The organism is Algimonas ampicilliniresistens (genome assembly GCF_030159955.1).
Lineage (GTDB): Bacteria > Pseudomonadota > Alphaproteobacteria > Caulobacterales > Maricaulaceae > Litorimonas > Litorimonas ampicilliniresistens.
On sequence record NZ_BSNK01000001.1, the window covers coordinates 1320208 to 1337543 of the forward strand.

Annotated in this window: 19 protein-coding genes and 1 tRNA gene; 5 read left to right on the forward strand and 15 right to left on the reverse strand. The window is 53.9% G+C overall.

The features are described from left to right. Window positions 1-2: 2 nt before the first annotated feature. The 6 genes from infA to QQL54_RS06230 form a co-directional block, all read right to left on the reverse strand. The gene (gene infA / locus QQL54_RS06205) at window positions 3-221 is read right to left on the reverse strand and encodes a translation initiation factor IF-1 (RefSeq protein ID WP_189499413.1); all 219 of its coding nucleotides are present in this window, start codon (window positions 219-221) and stop codon (window positions 3-5) included. Between the two features lie 89 nt (window positions 222-310). Further along, window positions 311-709 (reverse strand): arsenate-mycothiol transferase ArsC, encoded by a 399-nt coding sequence (locus QQL54_RS06210; RefSeq protein ID WP_284388724.1) that lies wholly within the window; start codon window positions 707-709, stop codon window positions 311-313. Beyond that, window positions 706-1206, reverse strand: a complete 501-nt coding sequence (locus QQL54_RS06215) for a UPF0262 family protein (RefSeq protein ID WP_284388725.1) — start codon at window positions 1204-1206, stop codon at window positions 706-708. The genes QQL54_RS06210 and QQL54_RS06215 overlap by 4 nt, the downstream gene beginning before the upstream one ends. Further along, window positions 1203-1619: a DUF2948 family protein gene (locus QQL54_RS06220; RefSeq protein WP_284388726.1), complete on the reverse strand. Its 417-nt coding sequence runs from the start codon at window positions 1617-1619 to the stop codon at window positions 1203-1205. Before QQL54_RS06220 ends, QQL54_RS06215 begins: the two co-directional genes overlap by 4 nt. Before the next feature lie 24 nt (window positions 1620-1643). Then, entirely contained in the window at window positions 1644-2909 is a 1266-nt protein-coding gene (gene murA / locus QQL54_RS06225) for a UDP-N-acetylglucosamine 1-carboxyvinyltransferase (protein ID WP_284388727.1), read from the reverse strand. A 33-nt stretch (window positions 2910-2942) separates the two neighbouring features. Beyond that, a complete protein-coding gene (locus QQL54_RS06230; protein WP_284388729.1) occupies window positions 2943-3086 on the reverse strand; it encodes a hypothetical protein in 144 nt (47 codons plus the stop codon). Window positions 3087-3191: 105 nt separating this feature from the next. Here QQL54_RS06230 and QQL54_RS06235 point away from each other — a divergent pair. Continuing rightward, a tRNA-Thr gene (locus tag QQL54_RS06235) sits at window positions 3192-3266 on the forward strand. A 181-nt stretch (window positions 3267-3447) separates the two neighbouring features. Here the strand turns inward: QQL54_RS06235 and QQL54_RS06240 are convergent. Further along, on the reverse strand, window positions 3448-4209 hold the full coding sequence (locus QQL54_RS06240) for a class I SAM-dependent methyltransferase (protein ID WP_284388732.1): 762 nt from the start codon (window positions 4207-4209) through the stop codon (window positions 3448-3450). Between the two features lie 68 nt (window positions 4210-4277). Next, on the reverse strand, window positions 4278-5396 hold the full coding sequence (locus QQL54_RS06245) for a hypothetical protein (RefSeq protein WP_284388739.1): 1119 nt from the start codon (window positions 5394-5396) through the stop codon (window positions 4278-4280). A gap of 130 nt (window positions 5397-5526) precedes the next feature. On the opposite strand from QQL54_RS06245, the gene QQL54_RS06250 reads away from it, so the two are divergent. The 3 genes from QQL54_RS06250 (at window position 5527) to QQL54_RS06260 (ending at window position 10240) form a co-directional block, all read left to right on the forward strand. Beyond that, entirely contained in the window at window positions 5527-6318 is a 792-nt protein-coding gene (locus QQL54_RS06250; protein ID WP_284388740.1) for a winged helix-turn-helix domain-containing protein, read from the forward strand. Between the two features lie 138 nt (window positions 6319-6456). Beyond that, a complete protein-coding gene (locus QQL54_RS06255; RefSeq protein ID WP_284388742.1) occupies window positions 6457-8487 on the forward strand; it encodes a PAS domain-containing hybrid sensor histidine kinase/response regulator in 2031 nt (676 codons plus the stop codon). A gap of 58 nt (window positions 8488-8545) precedes the next feature. Beyond that, on the forward strand, window positions 8546-10240 hold the full coding sequence (locus tag QQL54_RS06260; RefSeq protein WP_284388744.1) for an amidohydrolase: 1695 nt from the start codon (window positions 8546-8548) through the stop codon (window positions 10238-10240). Here the strand turns inward: QQL54_RS06260 and QQL54_RS06265 are convergent. From QQL54_RS06265 to QQL54_RS06285, 5 genes are all read right to left on the reverse strand, one after another. Beyond that, entirely contained in the window at window positions 10237-10722 is a 486-nt protein-coding gene (locus QQL54_RS06265) for a YajQ family cyclic di-GMP-binding protein (protein WP_284388745.1), read from the reverse strand. The genes QQL54_RS06260 and QQL54_RS06265 overlap by 4 nt on opposite strands. Window positions 10723-10853: 131 nt before the next feature. Further along, window positions 10854-12122, reverse strand: a complete 1269-nt coding sequence (locus QQL54_RS06270) for an acyl-CoA dehydrogenase family protein (protein WP_284388747.1) — start codon at window positions 12120-12122, stop codon at window positions 10854-10856. Window positions 12123-12131: 9 nt separating this feature from the next. Continuing rightward, window positions 12132-13232, reverse strand: a complete 1101-nt coding sequence (locus QQL54_RS06275; RefSeq protein ID WP_284388749.1) for a phosphotransferase family protein — start codon at window positions 13230-13232, stop codon at window positions 12132-12134. Beyond that, window positions 13199-13969, reverse strand: a complete 771-nt coding sequence (locus tag QQL54_RS06280) for a glucose 1-dehydrogenase (protein ID WP_284388751.1) — start codon at window positions 13967-13969, stop codon at window positions 13199-13201. Before QQL54_RS06280 ends, QQL54_RS06275 begins: the two co-directional genes overlap by 34 nt. A 2-nt stretch (window positions 13970-13971) precedes the next feature. Continuing rightward, entirely contained in the window at window positions 13972-14757 is a 786-nt protein-coding gene (locus QQL54_RS06285; RefSeq protein WP_284388754.1) for an SDR family NAD(P)-dependent oxidoreductase, read from the reverse strand. An 84-nt stretch (window positions 14758-14841) separates the two neighbouring features. Here QQL54_RS06285 and QQL54_RS06290 point away from each other — a divergent pair, with 84 nt between their 5' ends. After that, window positions 14842-16263: a DUF3667 domain-containing protein gene (locus QQL54_RS06290; protein ID WP_284388756.1), complete on the forward strand. Its 1422-nt coding sequence runs from the start codon at window positions 14842-14844 to the stop codon at window positions 16261-16263. Here QQL54_RS06290 and QQL54_RS06295 read toward each other — a convergent pair. Continuing rightward, a complete protein-coding gene (locus tag QQL54_RS06295; RefSeq protein WP_284388758.1) occupies window positions 16241-16714 on the reverse strand; it encodes a hypothetical protein in 474 nt (157 codons plus the stop codon). The genes QQL54_RS06290 and QQL54_RS06295 overlap by 23 nt on opposite strands. Continuing rightward, window positions 16702-17265 carry a D-Ala-D-Ala carboxypeptidase family metallohydrolase gene (locus QQL54_RS15530; RefSeq protein WP_431355918.1) on the reverse strand — a complete coding sequence of 188 codons (564 nt, stop codon included), beginning with the start codon at window positions 17263-17265 and terminating at the stop codon, window positions 16702-16704. The genes QQL54_RS06295 and QQL54_RS15530 overlap by 13 nt, the downstream gene beginning before the upstream one ends. Window positions 17266-17336: the final 71 nt, after the last annotated feature.

Below are 17336 nucleotides of genomic sequence, written 5' to 3' on the forward strand. Positions count from 1 at the left end.
GCCTATTTGAAACGGTAGGTAATCCGACCTTTGGTCAGATCGTAGGGAGTCATTTCGACGGTGACGCGGTCACCCGCCAGAACACGAATCCGGTTTTTGCGCATCCGTCCCGCCGTATGAGCAATGATTTCGTGATCATTGACCAACTTCACGCGGAAGGTTGCATTCGGCAGAAGTTCAACAACTTCGCCTTCGAATTCTAAAAGTTCTTCTTTAGCCAAAACTAGTCCTTAATTGTCGCTGCACTGAGCAGACGTGTCTTTCGCGCGCCTATATAGGGGCTTTGCGCACAATCGAAAGGGTAAATACACTAGCTTAAACGGTCGATCCGGTTCGCTATGACCGTGCGGATCGAGCGGTACGTATCCATGATCGCGCGAACATCATGACTCCCCATGGATGGGTTCGGCACGGCCCAGAGTTCAATCGGGGCATCTTCGCCAAAAACCGCTAAGGCTGTTTGGCGGGAATCTTCTGAAAAAGTGACGATCCGATCAAATGTTTGGCCCGCAAAATCGTTTAAGGATTTCGGCTCATGCTCACTCATATCGATGCCAACTTCTCGCATCACCGCGATCATCAGCTCATCCGCCTCACCCGGATCAAGCCCGCAAGACACGGCGTTGTGCCCTTTTTTTCGTGCCAGACCTTCCGCCATTGGCGAGCGGACCATGTTGAGCTGGCAAATGAATAGAATGGGGTCACTCATGATGGGCGCCTGTGGAGGGAGCAAATCAGCGTGAAGAGGCGACGGGATGTATTGAAGCTGATCTCCGCCTGATTACGCAGAGAATCAGTCAGCAAGCGCGAACCTTCATTGTGTAGCCCGCGCCGCCCCATATCGATGGCTTCAATCTGAGCCGACGTCGCTGTTCGGATCGCATTATGGTAGCTCTCACAGATCAGGAAATAGTCCTTCACGATCCGACGGAATGGCACCATCGAAACACTGAATTGCGCTCTTGGAACGCCGAGTGTCGTGTTCACATCGAAATGAAGGCGACGCGACTCATCGAGTGCAAGGTGAACCATGTAAGGGCCGGAAGAAGATTCCAGAGGCTTGAACTGATTGTCTTCGATCAGATCAAAGATAGCGACACGTCTCTCATGCTGCATCTCAACTGATGTGACAGGCAAGCTGGCGTCATCAATGTGCAGCTCGGCGATATGGTGATCGCCCGTCTCGAAATCAGGCTCCTCCGTCACGCCGCGTCATGATCGGGTTTGGACCGAGTCCGCCGAGGCTCACCAGTATCAGCCAGAATGAGGTCCAGCCCTTCGACGCTCAGACGCAGCGAACCGCCACCCGCCAATGTGATCGTCAGCAAACCGGCGGGCGCATCCGTCAACTCGAACGCCAGGTCGAGCACCACCATGAACGCATCCCGTTCGGTCCGATCCACGCCGTGGCTTTGCAGCCCCATGACACCATCGATCCGGATGCCGCATTCAACGCGTTCCGACGCCGCGGTTTCGTGCATGAAACGGGTAAAGCGCAGGGAGACCGATCGTGATGTCGGATCAAAGCGAATATCGCCCACACGCAAAATCGCGTCTTGAAGGGCACTCGCTACGATCTTGAGATCGTCCGCATCGGTCGCAATTAGTTTCAAAGTCATTGTTCAGCCACTTCTCTATCAGACTCAGTCGTCAGGGACGCGCTTGATGCGCGCACCACATTGTCCGAGCTTTACTTCGATATGCTCGAAGCCGCGATCAAGGTGGTAGACGCGAGAAATGTGAGTTTCGCCGCGCGCAGCCAATCCGGCGTTGATCAAACTGGCGGACGCTCGAAGGTCCGTCGCCATGACCGGGGCCGCGACATATTCCGGAACGCCGCGCACAATCGCTTCGCGACCGCGCACTGTTATGTCGGCGCCCATGCGAGTCAGTTCCGGACAATGCATGAAGCGGTTCTCAAAGATGTTTTCTCGAATGATGGACACGCCGTCCGCCAATCCGACCAATGCCATAAACTGCGCCTGCAGGTCCGTTGGGAAGCCGGGATAGGCCTGCGTATCGATATCAACGGGGTTGGGTCGACCCGTGCCACGCTCAATCAAGACGGTGCTATCATCCAAACTGACGCGCGCGCCCGCCTGTGCAATGAGTGGCCAGAGCGCACCGAGATGATCGTGCCGCACATGTGTCAGACGCACGGAGCCGCCCGCCGTCGCTGCCGCAAGCGCATATGTGCCCGCTTCAATCCGGTCTGGAACGACGGAATGCTCTACACCGCCCAGCTTTGCCACGCCTTCAATACGGACCTCAGATCGGCCTGCCCCTGTGATCTTCGCGCCCATCGCATTGAGACAATTCGCCAAGTCAATGATTTCCGGCTCTCGCGCCGCGTTCATCAGAACAGTTTCGCCCTTGGCTAAGACGGCAGAAAGCAGCGCATGCTCGGTCGCGCCGACAGACACGAACGGGAATGAAATCTCTGCCCCGCGCAGACCGCCCTTGGCCGAGGCCACAACATAGCCCTGCTCCAGCTCAATCTTTGCGCCCATTGCTTCAAGCGCTTTCAAATGCAGGTCAACGGGTCGAGCGCCGATGGCGCACCCGCCCGGCAGGCTGACACGCGCCTCCTCCTCACGGGCCAGTAACGGACCGAGCACATTGAAGGTCGCGCGCATCTTCCGCACCAAATCATAGGGCGCTTCAGAACTGCTCAGTTTGGGGGCGTGCAGCGTCATGGTCGATGCGCCGACTTCCCCGACCTCGACGCCGAGGTGAGTCAAAAGTTGCCCCATCGACCGCGTGTCGCGCAGTCTGGGCATATTCGTCAGGGTAATCTGCTGATCTGTCAGCAAACACACGGCCATGAGTTTGATCGCGGAGTTTTTCGCTCCACTGATCCTAATATCACCGCGGAGGGGAAACCCGCCTTCTATAACGATTTTATCCATAGGTCGGGCGCATGACCTGACAACGAGCCGCAATCAAGGCTGTGGCGCGTCTTTTTTCGGGCTCGCAGTTGGAGCCGTCTTGCGCGCTGCTGTTTTACGCCGTCGTAGATTGGCCCGAAGCTGCTCTGCGAGCCGATCTTCGCGTGTCTTTTTGGAGTCGTTTTTTTGCTCTGCCATAGGGGTGTTGTAAGCGCGCATAAGGGGTTTTCAACCGTCAGTGTGCGAGCTATAGCGCGGCGCCTTCGACGGGTGACTGTCGATCGACGCTCCGTCTTATGGAACGCCGCGGTAGCTCAGTGGTAGAGCGCATCATTGGTAATGATGAGGTCGGGAGTTCAATTCTCCCTCGCGGCACCAGATGGACATCAATCCAACATCGCCTTTCTGGATTTCTAAAGCCCCCACGGCAGGACCGCAGGGGCTTCCGGGGTCACCGAAATATAAAGGGTCGATTTTGATGGGCGCGGCTACCTCAACCGAGGCTCATACTCTTCAACCGTGATATCTCGTGTTCCCCAAACTGATCCTGCGCTTTGGTCTATTCTGGTTTGACGAATTTCCAGACCACACGATCCGTTTTTCCACGCCACTCCGGGTCAAACACAGATAGGGTCAGCGGATCTTCGGGATTTCGCAATAGATCAGACGTGGCAGCTAGCTTGAAGCCAGCGGCTTCGATTTCCGCGATGGCAGGCGCCGTTTCCAAGCGGTGTAGGGTCTGCGTGATGTCCTGATCAGGCACGGCCTGACCATTATGCTCAATGATGAAATAGACACCGCCTGGCCGTAGGGCTTCGTAGAAACGGCGGTTCATTTCTGCGCGGTCTTCGCCGGTCCAATAGGTGTCGTGATAATAGAGGATCATCCAGATCTGATCGACATTGTCCGGTAGATCGACCGCGTCCAGATTAGCCGTGGAATAGGTGACATTCTCGCGCGGGTCCCGGGCAATATATTTTTGAAACCCTTCCGGTGCATTGGGAAACACGTCAAAAATGCGTTGCGGACCAATGCCGACGATGTTGCCTTCAGGACCGACAATACGGGACAGAAGCGCCGTATAATATCCTGATGCAGGGGCAATATCGACAACTGTATCGCCGACAGACACGCCAGAAAACGCGATCATCTCTGCTGGCAAACGATTGGCATCCCGCTCGATATGTTCAGCCGACCGTTCGGGCGCATCAATCGCCGCTTGAATATCAGCCGCAGACAAGCTTTGGCCTGCAGTCGAACAAGCTCCGATTGTGAGAGCGGCAAGGCTCAGAAGTCCGGCCCCGATTTTTGAAATAGTCATTATAGTCCCCTTTGTGATTATCATTGCAAAGCTGTCCTCATCAGGTCGCACCCTGATGACATCTTTGATTATGGCTCTGATGGGTCTTCATCTGGGACGAGCGCGCCCGCCCACCCCCAACCGCCAAATGTCTCGGACACAGCGGCGACCAGTTCATTTTCCCCGGCCTTTAGCTTCAACCCAACCGTATCATGAAAGCCCACAAGGCCTAAAAACCTATAGTCTCGGGTCTGGTATCCATCGTTCCCCGAATAGATGAGATCCCCGTTCAAGTAGAGTTTGACCCGGTCCGAAAAGCCAAACTGGAGCAAAGCAGTTTTACTATTTGCGGCCGTCAGAGTTTTGCGAACCAGTACCGTGTTTCCGTCTGTGCGAGAATTACTCAGACGAGACAGGTTCGCGATGCCGTTCGTTTCGACCGTTAAGTCTTGCCACGTCAGATCGTTGATCTTTGGAAGCCATGTGTGCCCATCGACAATTGCCTCATCAAACGGTGAGGACACGCTCCAACTCTCTATGAGGCCATTTGGGACGGGCTTTGCGGGCTTCGGCGTTCCGACAATCCCCTCACCGTTAGCCAACGCGCGGATCACAAGATCTGCAAAATAGGTCGTGTCATCCGTCCGATTTGCACTTCTCAACACAAGACCGCCGGCCGAGAGATCATTTTTAAGATCCGGAATATGCAGGACAGGCATGTCGCTGTTGAAATAGATATCAGCGCGGTCACCCTCGACAACAATTTTTACGTCGTTCCAATCCTCATAACGATGGTTGATTGGGCCAATGGCATTTCCATCGGAGAAAATTTGCCAAGCCGAGTTCCTATTGTTGACGGGCGTGTATTGGATTGAGTCCGGCTTGTTATTGAGATGTGGCCTGAAATAGAATTCTTCAGAATTGATCCGGCCCTGATCCCTCCAAGACATGCCGATAAAGGCGCGATGTTCCGGATAAGCGACTTTGAATGAGATAACACCGTCACCAAAATTCGCTTGATCGGCCCACAGTCGACCCTTTTCGATAGCCAAAGCCGACTGACCCTTATGCGACACACGTTCGGCGCGCTCTGCGCGGACATCCCATTCCAATCCACCAAACTCGATCGTTTCAGTTTGGGCCAGAACTTGTGTCGATGCGAAGATCGAAACAGCGAATGACAAGAGGGCTATAGGTTGGCGTTTCATGATCGTCTCCTTTGGCTAAGCCCAAACGAGACGCGACTTGACCCACAGGGCAAATAAAGAAGCTATGAAGAAACTATGCCCCGCCAGATGAAGTCTTGTTCGCGCCCCATCACGAGGAATAAGAACGATTATGAGCGAACGGTATATCTTAGGTCCTTGGGACTTTAACGCTGAACTGGGTACTCTCTCCAGAGACGGGGCCGTCAAACGTCTGGAAAACCGAGCGACCCACCTTCTCACCCTCCTCTGCCGCGCGAGTGACAGGCTCGTCACTTACGACGAGATCATCACCGATATTTGGAAGGGTCGAATTGTTAGCCAAAATAGCATTGCCGTGGTCATCGCTGATATCCGGCGGGCATTAGGCGATCCTGCTCGCAACCCAGATTATATCGAAACCATACCCAAGCGGGGATATAGGTTACTTATACCTGCCAATCGGGTCGCCGAGATGCTTGAAGCGCCCGCCAAACCGATAGAAAGCAACGCATCCAGACGACGATTGTGGACCTTCACGGTCGCCATTCTACTATCGGTCATCACAGTTACATGGGTGACCTTCAATCTGAGACAGGCACGGACGAGCAATAATCTCGTCAGCATCTCCGTCTCTGTGTCTCCGATCGAGAACCAAAGCGGTGATCCTGGTCTGGATCCTCTCACGGCAGCCGTATCAGATCTTTTGATGGTGCAAATTATGGAACGCGAATCTGTCTCAATCGGCAGGCCTGGCATGACCGATTACAACCTCGCGGGGCGCCTAACACTGTGGAGCGGTCAGCCTGCAGTTTATCTCTCGGCAACCGATGCCACTGGCGTTATTATCTGGTCGGGCATGGCAAGCGGTCCTGAGAATAGAATTCCAGGGAAAATGCGTAAGCAAATTCAGTTATTTATAGCAGAAACTACTAGTCCAGAATAAAGAGTCCGTGATCATCTGATCACCCAATACGGCAAATCTATCGGGACACATTCAGAACCGAATACAAACAAATGTTAACGCGCTCTTTTCTTTTTACTGCGATGCGATTCTGGATAGATTTGCAACGAGGACGCATCATTGTCTCTGGACCCAGATGACATACTACAAGATCAACGCCTTGATCGGCGCGTTTCTGTCCGCCGCAAGGAAGATTACTTCTGGCTAAAACGTATGGCGGATGTGACCGACGAAGCGTGTCTGGTCGTCAATCGCAATATGATGATCGACTTCATTGACGACAAGATATTTGACCTTCTCAAACTGGACAGGTCCGAATGTGGTAACCTCGAAGAATTCGGTCAACTCACAAGCATTATGGCCGTCCAAGGCTATTTCGGGCGTGGGAATCCGAAAATGTTTGAAGCTCTGATTACCGATCTCTTGACCAATCAACGCCTTAAACAAAACAAGGCTACTCAGATTATCAATGCCGTTACGCCTAGCGGGCGGCATATTGATATCCGCGTCAGCTTAGGCCGAGATGACGGCTTTTTGGTGTTAATGCGGGACAATACCAAAGAAGAACTCAAGAAACGCGCTCTCGATACAGCTCTACTTGTCGGCAAAAGCGGATACTGGTTTTACAACCTCCACACGGGCGAGTTCAATCTTCGCGCCGATTCACTGCAGCAACACTACACAGCAGAAACATTCGAATCGATCCGATCAAACGGCTTTTTGGACGTCATTCACCCCGATGACCGACAAAATGTGCAGGACGCGATGGAGGAAACCATTACATCCTCTCGTCCGATTGAAAATCTATGTCGTATCGTCGGTGATGACGGCGAAGTCCAATGGCTTCAAGCTCACATCATGCCTAATGTCGATGAGGGCGGACGGGTTCGATCTCTCTCTTGTTTCTTCATCAATGTGACAGAGCAAATCCTGATCCAGCAGGATCTTCAGGCTACGCAGGAAAAAGCCGAGTCTGCCTTAAAGGCCAAGAACGAGTTTCTAGGTCGACTGTCGCATGAGGTTCGCACACCAATGAATGCCGTTATCGGTATGGCTGACGCCCTCGTCCATAATTGCAAAGACCCCGAGATTTTGCCCAAACTGTCTTTGATCCAGAATTCTGCCGAGAAAGTGGTCGATATGGTGGACGAGACACTTGTGCATACGAAACTTGCCGAAGATGCCATTGAGCTCAACTTGCGGAAAAGCTCTCCGGCCAATCTCGTTCGTCAAGTGTGTGCGAAGTGGGAAACGAAAGCGCAAGCTCGGCATACAAGTCTCACTTGCACGATCCATAATTCGGTCCCCGACACGATCACATTCGATGAATTTCGTTATGAGCAATGCCTCAACAACCTGCTCTCCAATGCGCTCAAATTCTCGCAAGGTGGGAGTGTGAACGTCATTCTGACGACGGCCGGCACAGCCGATAATCGGCAGCTTGTATTGGCCGTTCGCGACACGGGCATCGGCATGACCGAAGCGAGTTTGGAAAAAATCTTCATCCCCTTCAAACAAGCCGATAAAACAATTTCCTCGCGATATGGCGGCACAGGGCTCGGACTTTCTATCGTGAAGGATCTGATTGAGCTTATGGGCGGCCGGATCACAGTTAAATCAGAACCGAATAAAGGCACCCTCTTCGCCATTAGCTTACCGCTTGAAGCTGAGGAGACTAAGCCTAAGGAATCGGCATCTGACTCGCTTGTCGACCAACTGCTAGACCAAGATCGGCCTAAAGACGGCCCTTACTCGAAACTTCGCGTGTTGATTGTCGATGACAACGCCACAAACCATATCGTCGTCAGCTCACTCCTGTCGAACCTCGTCGGAGACATCACGACCGCTCTGAACGGAGAAGAGGCCTTAGCAAGGCTAGAGGAACAAAAATTCGACATCGTTCTAATGGATATTCATATGCCGGTCATGGACGGCATCGAGACGACTTTGGCGATCCGAAGCACAGAGTCTTCCTATCAGAACGTGCCGATTATCGCGCTGACAGCGGACCCTCAATATCAGCAAGCTCGACTATGCCGAAACATCGGGATGAACTCATCTTTAGCCAAACCCATTAAACTTGCAGGCTTACTGGAAGCTTTTGATGAACTTCTTCACTCACAATCCAACGGGGTTGCGTCAGCAGCCTAACGGCTCAAATTTTCTCGATCAGTGCTGACATGTTGGCCGAATGGCGCTAACCTTTCGTATGATCAAAACTTTACTCGCCGCTTCATCTCTTCTTGCCCTCGCAGCCTGCGGGCAAGCAATGGCTCCAACGGACCCCGAAATCGCAGCCGTCGACGGCTGGTGTTTTAGCGGCGGCACCATCCATACTGCGAACGATGCGCAACCGACAGCAGACGCCGTCGCGGTTGTCGGGAATAAAATCACCTATGTCGGAGCGGACGAAGGCGATTGGTGCCCTGTCGGCGCAGCGGATTACGCGCTCAACGGCTATGCGCTCTATCCTGGCCTCACAGACGCCCACGCCCACCTAATCGGCATCGGCAAGCGCGAGATGGAACTCGACCTATCTGGGGTTACATCCGTGCTTGAGTTACAAGATTTGGTTCGGATGGCTGCGAGCAACACGCCTATTGGCGAAACCATCTATGGGGATGGCTGGATTGAAACACATTGGCCAGAGGGCCGCTTCCCCAACCGAGCGGACTTGGATGCCGTAACGGATCAACACCCGGTTATTTTGCAACGCGCTGATGGTCATGCTGCTGTCGCTAATAGCCTTGCCCTGAGCCAGTCCAGTATCGACGGAACGACCGAGGCTCCATTTGGCGGCGCGATCAATCTCGACGCGGCGGGCGAGCCGACTGGCATGCTGATCGACAATGCTCAGAGTTTGGTTGCTGGCTTAATCCCCGAGATGGACAGCGCGACCACAGAAAAAGCCTTCCAAATCGGTTCCGATGTTTATGCGTCGCGCGGCTGGACCAACATCCATTCCATGAGTGTCGTTCCTGGAAATGTCGACACAATCAATCGGCTGTCAAATGACGGCACGATCGGGATTCGCGTCTACAATTCTGTCGGTGTTCCAGAAAGCCGAGCCGGAGAAAAAGTTTCAGACATGCGCGGCGGCATGTCGGCAGAATCACCCCTTGTGACAACACGTGCTATTAAACTTTACGCGGATGGAGCTTTAGGGTCGCGCGGCGCCGCACTGCTCGCGCCTTACTCGGACGATCTCGGTAATTCAGGGCTGATGATGCTCGAACGCGAGCGCGCCCTGCCCATTTTTCAGTCCGCACTTCGCAATGGCATTCAGGTCAATACGCATGCCATTGGCGACAAAGGGAATAAGGCTGTTCTCGATTGGTATGAGGAAGCTTTTGCCTCCGTTCCGCGCGGCGAATGGGCCGTGGCTGAGCCGCGCTGGCGGATTGAGCATAGCCAGATTCTGGATGTCGCAGATATTCCTCGCTTTAAGGCACTCGGAGTCATTCCATCAATGCAGCCTAGTCACGCGATTGGAGACCTCCATTTCGCGGTGGACCGTCTCGGCGCTGATCGGCTTGCGGGTGCCTATGCTTGGCGCGCCCTGATCGACACTGGTGTGATGATCGCAGGCGGCTCCGACGCTCCCGTCGAAGTGGGTGATCCGCGAATTGAACTCCATGCCGCTATGCAGCGAACAGACCTGAAAGGGTATTCCAATGAGAATTGGGGCCTTGATCAACGGGTCACGCCACAAGAAGCGCTGAAAATGTTTACTCTGTGGCCAGCTTATGCGGCTTTTGAGGAAGACAAAGTCGGTTCAATTGAGGTCGGGAAACATGCCGACTTCTCAGTATTCGACAAAGACATGCTTGATCCATCAATTGAGCCGATGGACGCTGAACCCGTCATGACAATGGTCGACGGGACTGTCATTTGGAGCCGTTAGTCTCTGAAGTTTTTGAATTGCACGGGCTGTTCTAGTGACAAGTCTTTGACGAATTGGATCGCGGCTTGAAGGTCGTCGCGTTTCTTACCCGTCACGCGCAGTTCTTCGCCCTGAATAGCGACTTGAACCTTCATCTTTGAGCCTTTGATTTCCTTAACGATCTTGCGTGCCATGTCGCGGTCGATGCCTTCCTTGACGGCAACCGTCTGACGCACACTAGCGCCAGCGGCGGGATCAACTTTTTGGTAATCCAACTGCCCCGGCTCAATCCCACGTTTCTGTAAATGACCTCGGATCAGCTCATGCATCTGCTTGAGTTTCAGGTCGTCATCCGCAAAAATTTTGATGCCGCCATCTGCGACTTCAACTGTGCTTTTGCTGCCTTTAAAATCGTAGCGCGTTTTAATTTCTCGCATCACGTTCTGCACGGCGTTGTCGACCTCGGATAGGTCGACTTCGCTAACGATATCAAATGACGGCATTGAGACCTCCAAACCTATTATGCCGACTTTGGTCGGCGATGTCAGACATACTCTTTACCCTGTCTGAGCCATCAATCCAAAGAAAACGCCGCCCGCAGGCGGCGTCTGACTATTCTCACGAATGAAGTGCGTTAGACCTTTTGGTTGGTGTAACCACGCAGTTCCTTACGCGCGACCTGCATCCGATGAACGGCGTCCGGACCATCCGCATACCGCAATGTCCTCATCTGGATGAACATCCCGGCTAACGGTGTGTCCTGACTGATGCCAACGCCGCCATGCATTTGCATCGCCTCATCAATGACTTTCAGCGCAATATTCGGCGCCGCAACCTTGATCATGGAAATGTAAGGTGCCGCTGCCCGGTGATCACCCGTATCCATCATGGACGCAGCTTTCAGGCAGAGCAGGCGCGCTTGCTCGATGCCGATCCGGCAATCGGCAATGATGTCGTAATTCGCACCGAGCTTGGCCAAAGGACGACCGAAAGCTTCGCGCGAAGTTGAGCGTTTGCATAAGAGTTCCAACGCACGTTCCGCTTGACCAATCGCCCGCATACAGTGGTGGATGCGGCCAGGGCCAAGTCGGCCTTGGCTAACTTCAAAACCACGGCCTTCACCAATCAGAAGCGCGTCGGCCGGGATACGGACATTTTCAAACTTCATATGCAAATGGCCGTGCGGCGCGTCGTCTTGACCAAAGATGGTCATGGCACGCAGCTTTGAAATACCCGGGAGATCGGCCGGCACGACAAACATGGAATGCTGCTTGTGACGACGTGAGCGATCATCGCCCTTATCTTCGGTTCGCGCCATCAGGATGTAGACCTCGCAACGCGGATCACCTGCGCCGGACGACCAGTATTTCTCACCATTCAGAACCCACTCATCGCCGTCTTTGACCGCGCTAAATTCTAGGTTCGTGGCATCAGACGAGGCCACATCCGGCTCTGTCATCAGATAGGCGGAGCGAACCTTGCCTTCCAGCATAGGCTTGAGCCAACGCTCTTTATGCTCTTCCGTGCCGTATTTTTCGAACACTTCCATATTGCCCGTGTCAGGCGCGGAACAGTTGAACACTTCCGGCGCGAGATGGCACCAGCCCATTTGTTCGGCCAAGTGCGCATACTCGACTGTAGTGAGTCCAAATCCCTTATCCGACGCGGTCAGCCCTGTCTTGGTCAGCCAGAAGTTCCAAAGACCTTTGGATTTGGCCTTGGATTTTAAGGTTTCCAACGTTTCCAACTGCCAAGGGGTATGAGCCCAACGATCGGCAGCCGTTTCTGTTTCGTGATGCCACTGTTTTTCAATAGGCAGAATATCGTTCTGAACCATGTCCCGGACTTCAGCCAAGATTGGCTTTAAGCGCTCGGTCACGCCGAGGCACATATTATCGCTCATGAAAATCTCCTAAAGTGTTCCGCTATCAATTTTGTATCGGGCCAAAGCGCCCAACGCTTCGACGGACTTGTCCATAACCGCAAAGCGTTCGTCCTGCGTTTGACCGCGGACATATCTTGCGTGGATTTGCTGAATGATGACGGCCAGCCGCCAGATGCCATAGACGAAGTGATAATGAATATCCGACACGTCATAGCCGGTCTTCTCACCATATCGCTGCGCGAATTCGCGACGGCTCGGCATACCCGGCGCAGCCGATGGCTGCCGGATCATCATATGCATCGGGGCTGGGTCAGACGCTTCAATCCAGTAGGACAGCGTATTGCCTAGATCCATGAGCGGATCCCCAATCGCACAGATTTCCCAATCGAGTAGCGCCGCAATCTGGCGCGGATCTTCCGCTTTCAGAATGGCATTATCGACCCGGTAATCACCGTGCAAAACGCTAACATTGCCTGACTCAGCGGGCATATTGTCTTCGAGCCATTTTTGGACATCGTCAAAGCGGGTAATACCGTCCGTCCAAGCCTTGTCCCAGCGTTTGTTCCAGCCCAGAATTTGACGCTCTACATAACCTTCAGGACGACCAAAATCCTCGAGCCCCAACGCTTTCCAGTCCAACGTATGTAACTTCGCCAATGCGTCGATGAAGTTCTCACCAAGTTGCGCGGTGTCGTCCGCATTCCAATTCCATTCAGGCGGGATGGTTTTATGAATCAGCGGGCCATCGACCCGGTCCATGACGTAGAATTCCTTCCCGATGATGCTTTCATCATCCGTGTAGAAGACTGTCTGCGGCACTTGATCGAAGGCAGGTTTAAGGTCGCGCATGATCCGGTATTCGCGGAACATATTATGCCCGGCCTTGGGCAGCGGTCCAAACGGTGGCCTGCGCAGAACAAGGCGGCGATCCGGATAGTCGATGGCGTAGGTCAGGTTAGAGTTACCCGACGGGTATTGCGTGACACTCGGCGTTCCCGAAAGCCCATCTACATTCGCCTTTAGGGCTGCATCAACGGCCTCTATATTGAGACCTTCGCCCTCACGAACTTCAATCGTCGCATTCTCACCCAGCATTAGAGCGTTGCTCCGCCGTCCACGACCGTACATTGACCCGTGTAGAAGCTGGCTTCTTTTGAAACCATAAACAATACGGCGCCAACCATTTCTTCGGGCTGAGCGAAGCGTTTGATCGCCATCGTCGCATCCAAATATTGCTGCACATTGGGTGCATTCTTCAGTGCAGACGCCAGGCGCGTATCGACAGGTCCAGGCAGTAGGGCATTGACGCGTACGCCCTCCCCTTTTTTGTCGTCCGAATATTCTTTGGCCATACCCTGTGTCATCGCGATCAGCGCCGCCTTGGTCATGGCGTAGACAACCCGCATCTCTGCTGGCTGTAGGCCGTCGATAGACGCGACATTGACAACCGAACCACCACCGTCACGCTTGAGCATGGGATAGGCTTTGGACGTCAGGAAATATGGCCCGCGTGTATTCACGGCGAAGGTCTTGTCATAGGCGTCTTCTGTACAGTCATGCGCCGGACCGAAATGCGGATTGGTCGCGCCATTATTGATCAGAATATCGAGGCGACCATGCTCACTCTCAATCTGCTCCAACACGCGGTCATGATGGGACAAATCCCCCAGATGTAACTCAGCAAAGCTGGCACTGCCGCCTTTGGCTTTGATCTCGTCAGCAGCTTTGGCGCAAGCTTCAGGCTTGCGAGAGGTACAGACGACATGCGCGCCACGTTCAGCCAGGCCGTGAGCGATGGCTTCGCCAATTCCGCGTGAGGCCCCTGCGACAAGAGCGACTTTTCCGGTTAGATCAAAACGCGCCATATTTAGCTGTCCTTGAAGATGTAGGATTTGGTTTCTTTGAGCTTCGCCAGCATTTTGCGCATGCCACCAAGCCAAGCATCGGGATTAGCGGCCCGGAAGGCATAATACTCTCCCGCAACAGGATGAGGCAGAACAAGGAACTTTTCGTCAACAATCGCTTGGCGCAAAGCCTCCGCGACATCAGACGGCTCGAGCAGTTTTTCGCGTTGACCGGAGAAATCCACGCCTGCCGTCATATTTGTACGCACATATTGCGGACAGATGCAGTGACTGCTGACACCAGCGTCGCCATGTTCGATGGAAATACTCTCGGCAAATGACACGGCCGCGTGCTTTGTCGCGCTATAGCTGGCTGACCCGACTTGGTTCAGGAGGCCCGCCGCAGAGGCCGTGATGACGAAACGTCCCTCACCGCGCTCAAGCCAACCCGGCATAAGGCGACGTGCGGCGTAAACACTGCCCATCACATTGACCTGCCAACTGCTCTCCCAGCTCTCATTCGTGCCGCCCGCGACATGGGGACCATTGCCCGCGCCAACGCCCGCATTTGAAATGTAAATGTCTATGGGGCCGAGCTCGGCTTCGGCTTTATCGATAAAGTCGATGACCGACGCCTCAGACGATACGTCGCAGTTATAGGCTTTTCCGCCCATTTCGGTCGCCGCCTCAATCGGAGGCGTGAGATCAGATAGGGCAACTTTAGCCCCCTGAGCTGCGAACATTTCACCAATGGCCCGGCCAATGCCGCCTGATGCGCCCGTGATGGCGACGATCTTATTTTCAAACATGAGCGTGTCTTAAACGGCTTCATTCCTTGTGCAACCCGAAGCCGAGCGCTTCACATAGTCGATGAACGTGGCATAAGGCGAATTATGGGGACTGAAGAGGAAAGCCTATTCCACGAGATGGGAGTACGAGACCAATCGGGGCTGCTCGACGCGGACAGCATTCCTAATGCCAACCAGTCGCTGACCTGCTTTTCCTGCGACGAACCGATGACCGGGCTGTTCTGTTACGCCTGTGGCAACAAGAACGACAATTATCGTCGGTCGGTCTGGTCTCTCGGCGTAGAACTGTTTCAGAGCTTAACAGCCTTTGAGGGGCGAATTTGGAAAAGCCTTTATAGTTTGATCCTCAGACCGGGCCGGATGGCTCGCGCCTATGCCGACGGTGCGCGCCAGAAATGGACGTCGCCTATGCGCCTCTTCCTCGCTACATCACTTTTGCTCTTCGGCTATATCGCCTTATCAGACACTCAAATCGTCGCTCTGGGAGCGCTAGAGAAGAACTCAGGTGATCGGAGCGCCGCTATTACATTCGGTGACGGCGAAGGGGCTCGTTTCGATCAGCGCCTGCTGTTTTTCGTACGTCAGTCAGATCTCGTTCCGGTGTCTCAACTCGAATCCATCGAACAGAGTATGGGCTTCCTGCAAGGGCTTCGCGATGGTCTGAGCGACTTACAAGATCCTGAGTCCTTGCAACGTGGAATTGACGAACTGACCGAACAAATAAACCTCGCAGAAGATGAGTTGTCAAAAACGGCGCTCATTCAAGCCCGCGAAGGCATGGTGCTGGCACTAGAGGAAGCTATGAATCGGGCGGAGACCGATACTGCCGATGTCGATGCTGATAGTACCGAGAGCGAAGCGAGCGTTACGGAAAACAACGATAACGGCAATTCGCTCAATATTACAGGCACTGATGGGAGATCGGTCAGCTTGGACCGTGAAGGTATGAGCGAGCTTTATTCGCGCGTCTTACGCAACCCTCAAGTGATCAATAACCAGCTCAATACGAAACTGAAATGGGCCATGTTTTTCATGATGCCCTTCGCCATGTTTATGGGCGCCCTCTTTATCAGAGGCCGCGAAACGGCGATGTTATATGACCATTTGGTCCATGCCGCCTATGTTCACGCCTTTTCTTTTCTTCTGTTGTTCGCCTTCATTCTGCTCAGCCAGTTCACATCGACGGCTTGGCTGATCTTACCCTACACGATGATTTTACTAATTTACTTGCCCATATCGGCAAAACGCATGTTCAAACGTGGATGGTTCAAATCTATCCTGACAGCCTTAGGCGTCGGGTCGGTTTACACCCTCATCATGTTTTTCATTGGTGCTATAATCGTCCTGCAAGCGCTGCAAACTGTGGCTTATGAGATCAGTGAGGGTAGCGCGGCGGCATCACCCTCGACATCCACACCCGCATCAACGCCTGTTCCTGAGAGCGCACCATCTCCAGAGATTACACCGACTGAAGAGACCCAACCTATACCCGACCCGGAGATGTAGACGGAGAACGAGGCGCCCGGTCGCCGAACCACCAGAGGGTCGCTGCGGTCGCTGCGAAGACTGCCGCTTCTACGATCGTACCGTCCTGAGTGATCGCGAAGATCCATCCCGTAATGAGCCAGAGCAGGAATGTCAGGGTTGGACGAACGAGGCGCAGTGTGTTGACCACCCACCGCGACGCCTCTCCTATCGCCGCGTCTGCTAAGATCGAAGCTTCCAATCCGCGCCAACTTCCGGCCTGAGCGACAAGCGCCAGTTCGGCTTCAGTCTCCTGTGCCTTGGCGCGCATATTCATCTCATGCAGTTGTAGCTCATGCACCCATTTCGCCTGTTCCTGCGCGAATGCCTGACGTCGTTCAAAGAAGCTTGCGACCCGGCCAAGAGCCGTTCCGATAAGTCCGAACAGTCCGCCCGCGGCGGCGTCTAGAGTTAGGTTGGCTATGCTGGCCATATCTGCCTCGCTTTTCGGGAGCCGAACCATTGGCGCGAACGGCCCATGTCGGCGTGAATGAAGGTGGTGTAGAATCCGAAGCCCGTGAAGCCCGCGTCACGAAGCGCGGCTAAAAGGACATTGGGGTCATGACCGCGCAGAGCAATGTCGACGGCGAGTTGGAGATGTTGCGACTGTGGCGCACCGCCGACGCGTGCATTGTGCAGGCTGCAACGATGCGCAGATAGAATGCGAAAGGAACGTCCGACTTGGTCACGCGCGGCCTGCAATGCATCCATAAAGTTCGGCCAGTCGAACCTTTCACCGCAATGTCGGCATGCCATCTCGGCTGGTGTGAAATCGGGCCACCGCCAAGTCCACGCGGCACTCTTGACTTCGATGGGAGGAAGAACAGCTCGTCCTAACTTGCCATGGCTTGGCCAGAACCAGTGTTTCTCAGCCTGCGAAGGCTGAGACGTTTTTGCCTTCTGTCGGATAAGGATCGACCGCTCATCTATTCGTTTCGTTGCAGATCTGGGGTAAGCTTTCATGCTGTAAACATGCGGTCGCATTGACGGCCGAGGATCAACCTCCGCTAAGAATCAAAAAAGCCCGCCAAATGACGGGCTTCTCTGAATGTATT

What these genes read in the sequence shown, in the direction of transcription:
- QQL54_RS06210 (WP_284388724.1), bottom strand. Translation starts at nt 709, where the DNA reads ATGAGTGACCCCATTCTATTCATTTGCCAGCTCAACATGGTCCGCTCG.
- QQL54_RS06220 (WP_284388726.1), bottom strand. Translation starts at nt 1,619, where the DNA reads ATGACTTTGAAACTAATTGCGACCGATGCGGACGATCTCAAGATCGTA.
- murA (WP_284388727.1), bottom strand. Translation starts at nt 2,909, where the DNA reads ATGGATAAAATCGTTATAGAAGGCGGGTTTCCCCTCCGCGGTGATATT.
- QQL54_RS06230 (WP_284388729.1), bottom strand. Translation starts at nt 3,086, where the DNA reads ATGGCAGAGCAAAAAAACGACTCCAAAAAGACACGCGAAGATCGGCTC.
- QQL54_RS06240 (WP_284388732.1), bottom strand. Translation starts at nt 4,209, where the DNA reads ATGACTATTTCAAAAATCGGGGCCGGACTTCTGAGCCTTGCCGCTCTC.
- QQL54_RS06245 (WP_284388739.1), bottom strand. Translation starts at nt 5,396, where the DNA reads ATGAAACGCCAACCTATAGCCCTCTTGTCATTCGCTGTTTCGATCTTC.
- QQL54_RS06250 (WP_284388740.1), top strand. Translation starts at nt 5,527, where the DNA reads ATGAGCGAACGGTATATCTTAGGTCCTTGGGACTTTAACGCTGAACTG.
- QQL54_RS06260 (WP_284388744.1), top strand. Translation starts at nt 8,546, where the DNA reads ATGATCAAAACTTTACTCGCCGCTTCATCTCTTCTTGCCCTCGCAGCC.
- QQL54_RS06265 (WP_284388745.1), bottom strand. Translation starts at nt 10,722, where the DNA reads ATGCCGTCATTTGATATCGTTAGCGAAGTCGACCTATCCGAGGTCGAC.
- QQL54_RS06270 (WP_284388747.1), bottom strand. Translation starts at nt 12,122, where the DNA reads ATGAGCGATAATATGTGCCTCGGCGTGACCGAGCGCTTAAAGCCAATC.
- QQL54_RS06275 (WP_284388749.1), bottom strand. Translation starts at nt 13,232, where the DNA reads ATGTACGGTCGTGGACGGCGGAGCAACGCTCTAATGCTGGGTGAGAAT.
- QQL54_RS06280 (WP_284388751.1), bottom strand. Translation starts at nt 13,969, where the DNA reads ATGGCGCGTTTTGATCTAACCGGAAAAGTCGCTCTTGTCGCAGGGGCC.
- QQL54_RS06285 (WP_284388754.1), bottom strand. Translation starts at nt 14,757, where the DNA reads ATGTTTGAAAATAAGATCGTCGCCATCACGGGCGCATCAGGCGGCATT.
- QQL54_RS06290 (WP_284388756.1), top strand. Translation starts at nt 14,842, where the DNA reads ATGGGGACTGAAGAGGAAAGCCTATTCCACGAGATGGGAGTACGAGAC.
- QQL54_RS06295 (WP_284388758.1), bottom strand. Translation starts at nt 16,714, where the DNA reads ATGGCCAGCATAGCCAACCTAACTCTAGACGCCGCCGCGGGCGGACTG.
- QQL54_RS15530 (WP_431355918.1), bottom strand. Translation starts at nt 17,265, where the DNA reads ATGCGACCGCATGTTTACAGCATGAAAGCTTACCCCAGATCTGCAACG.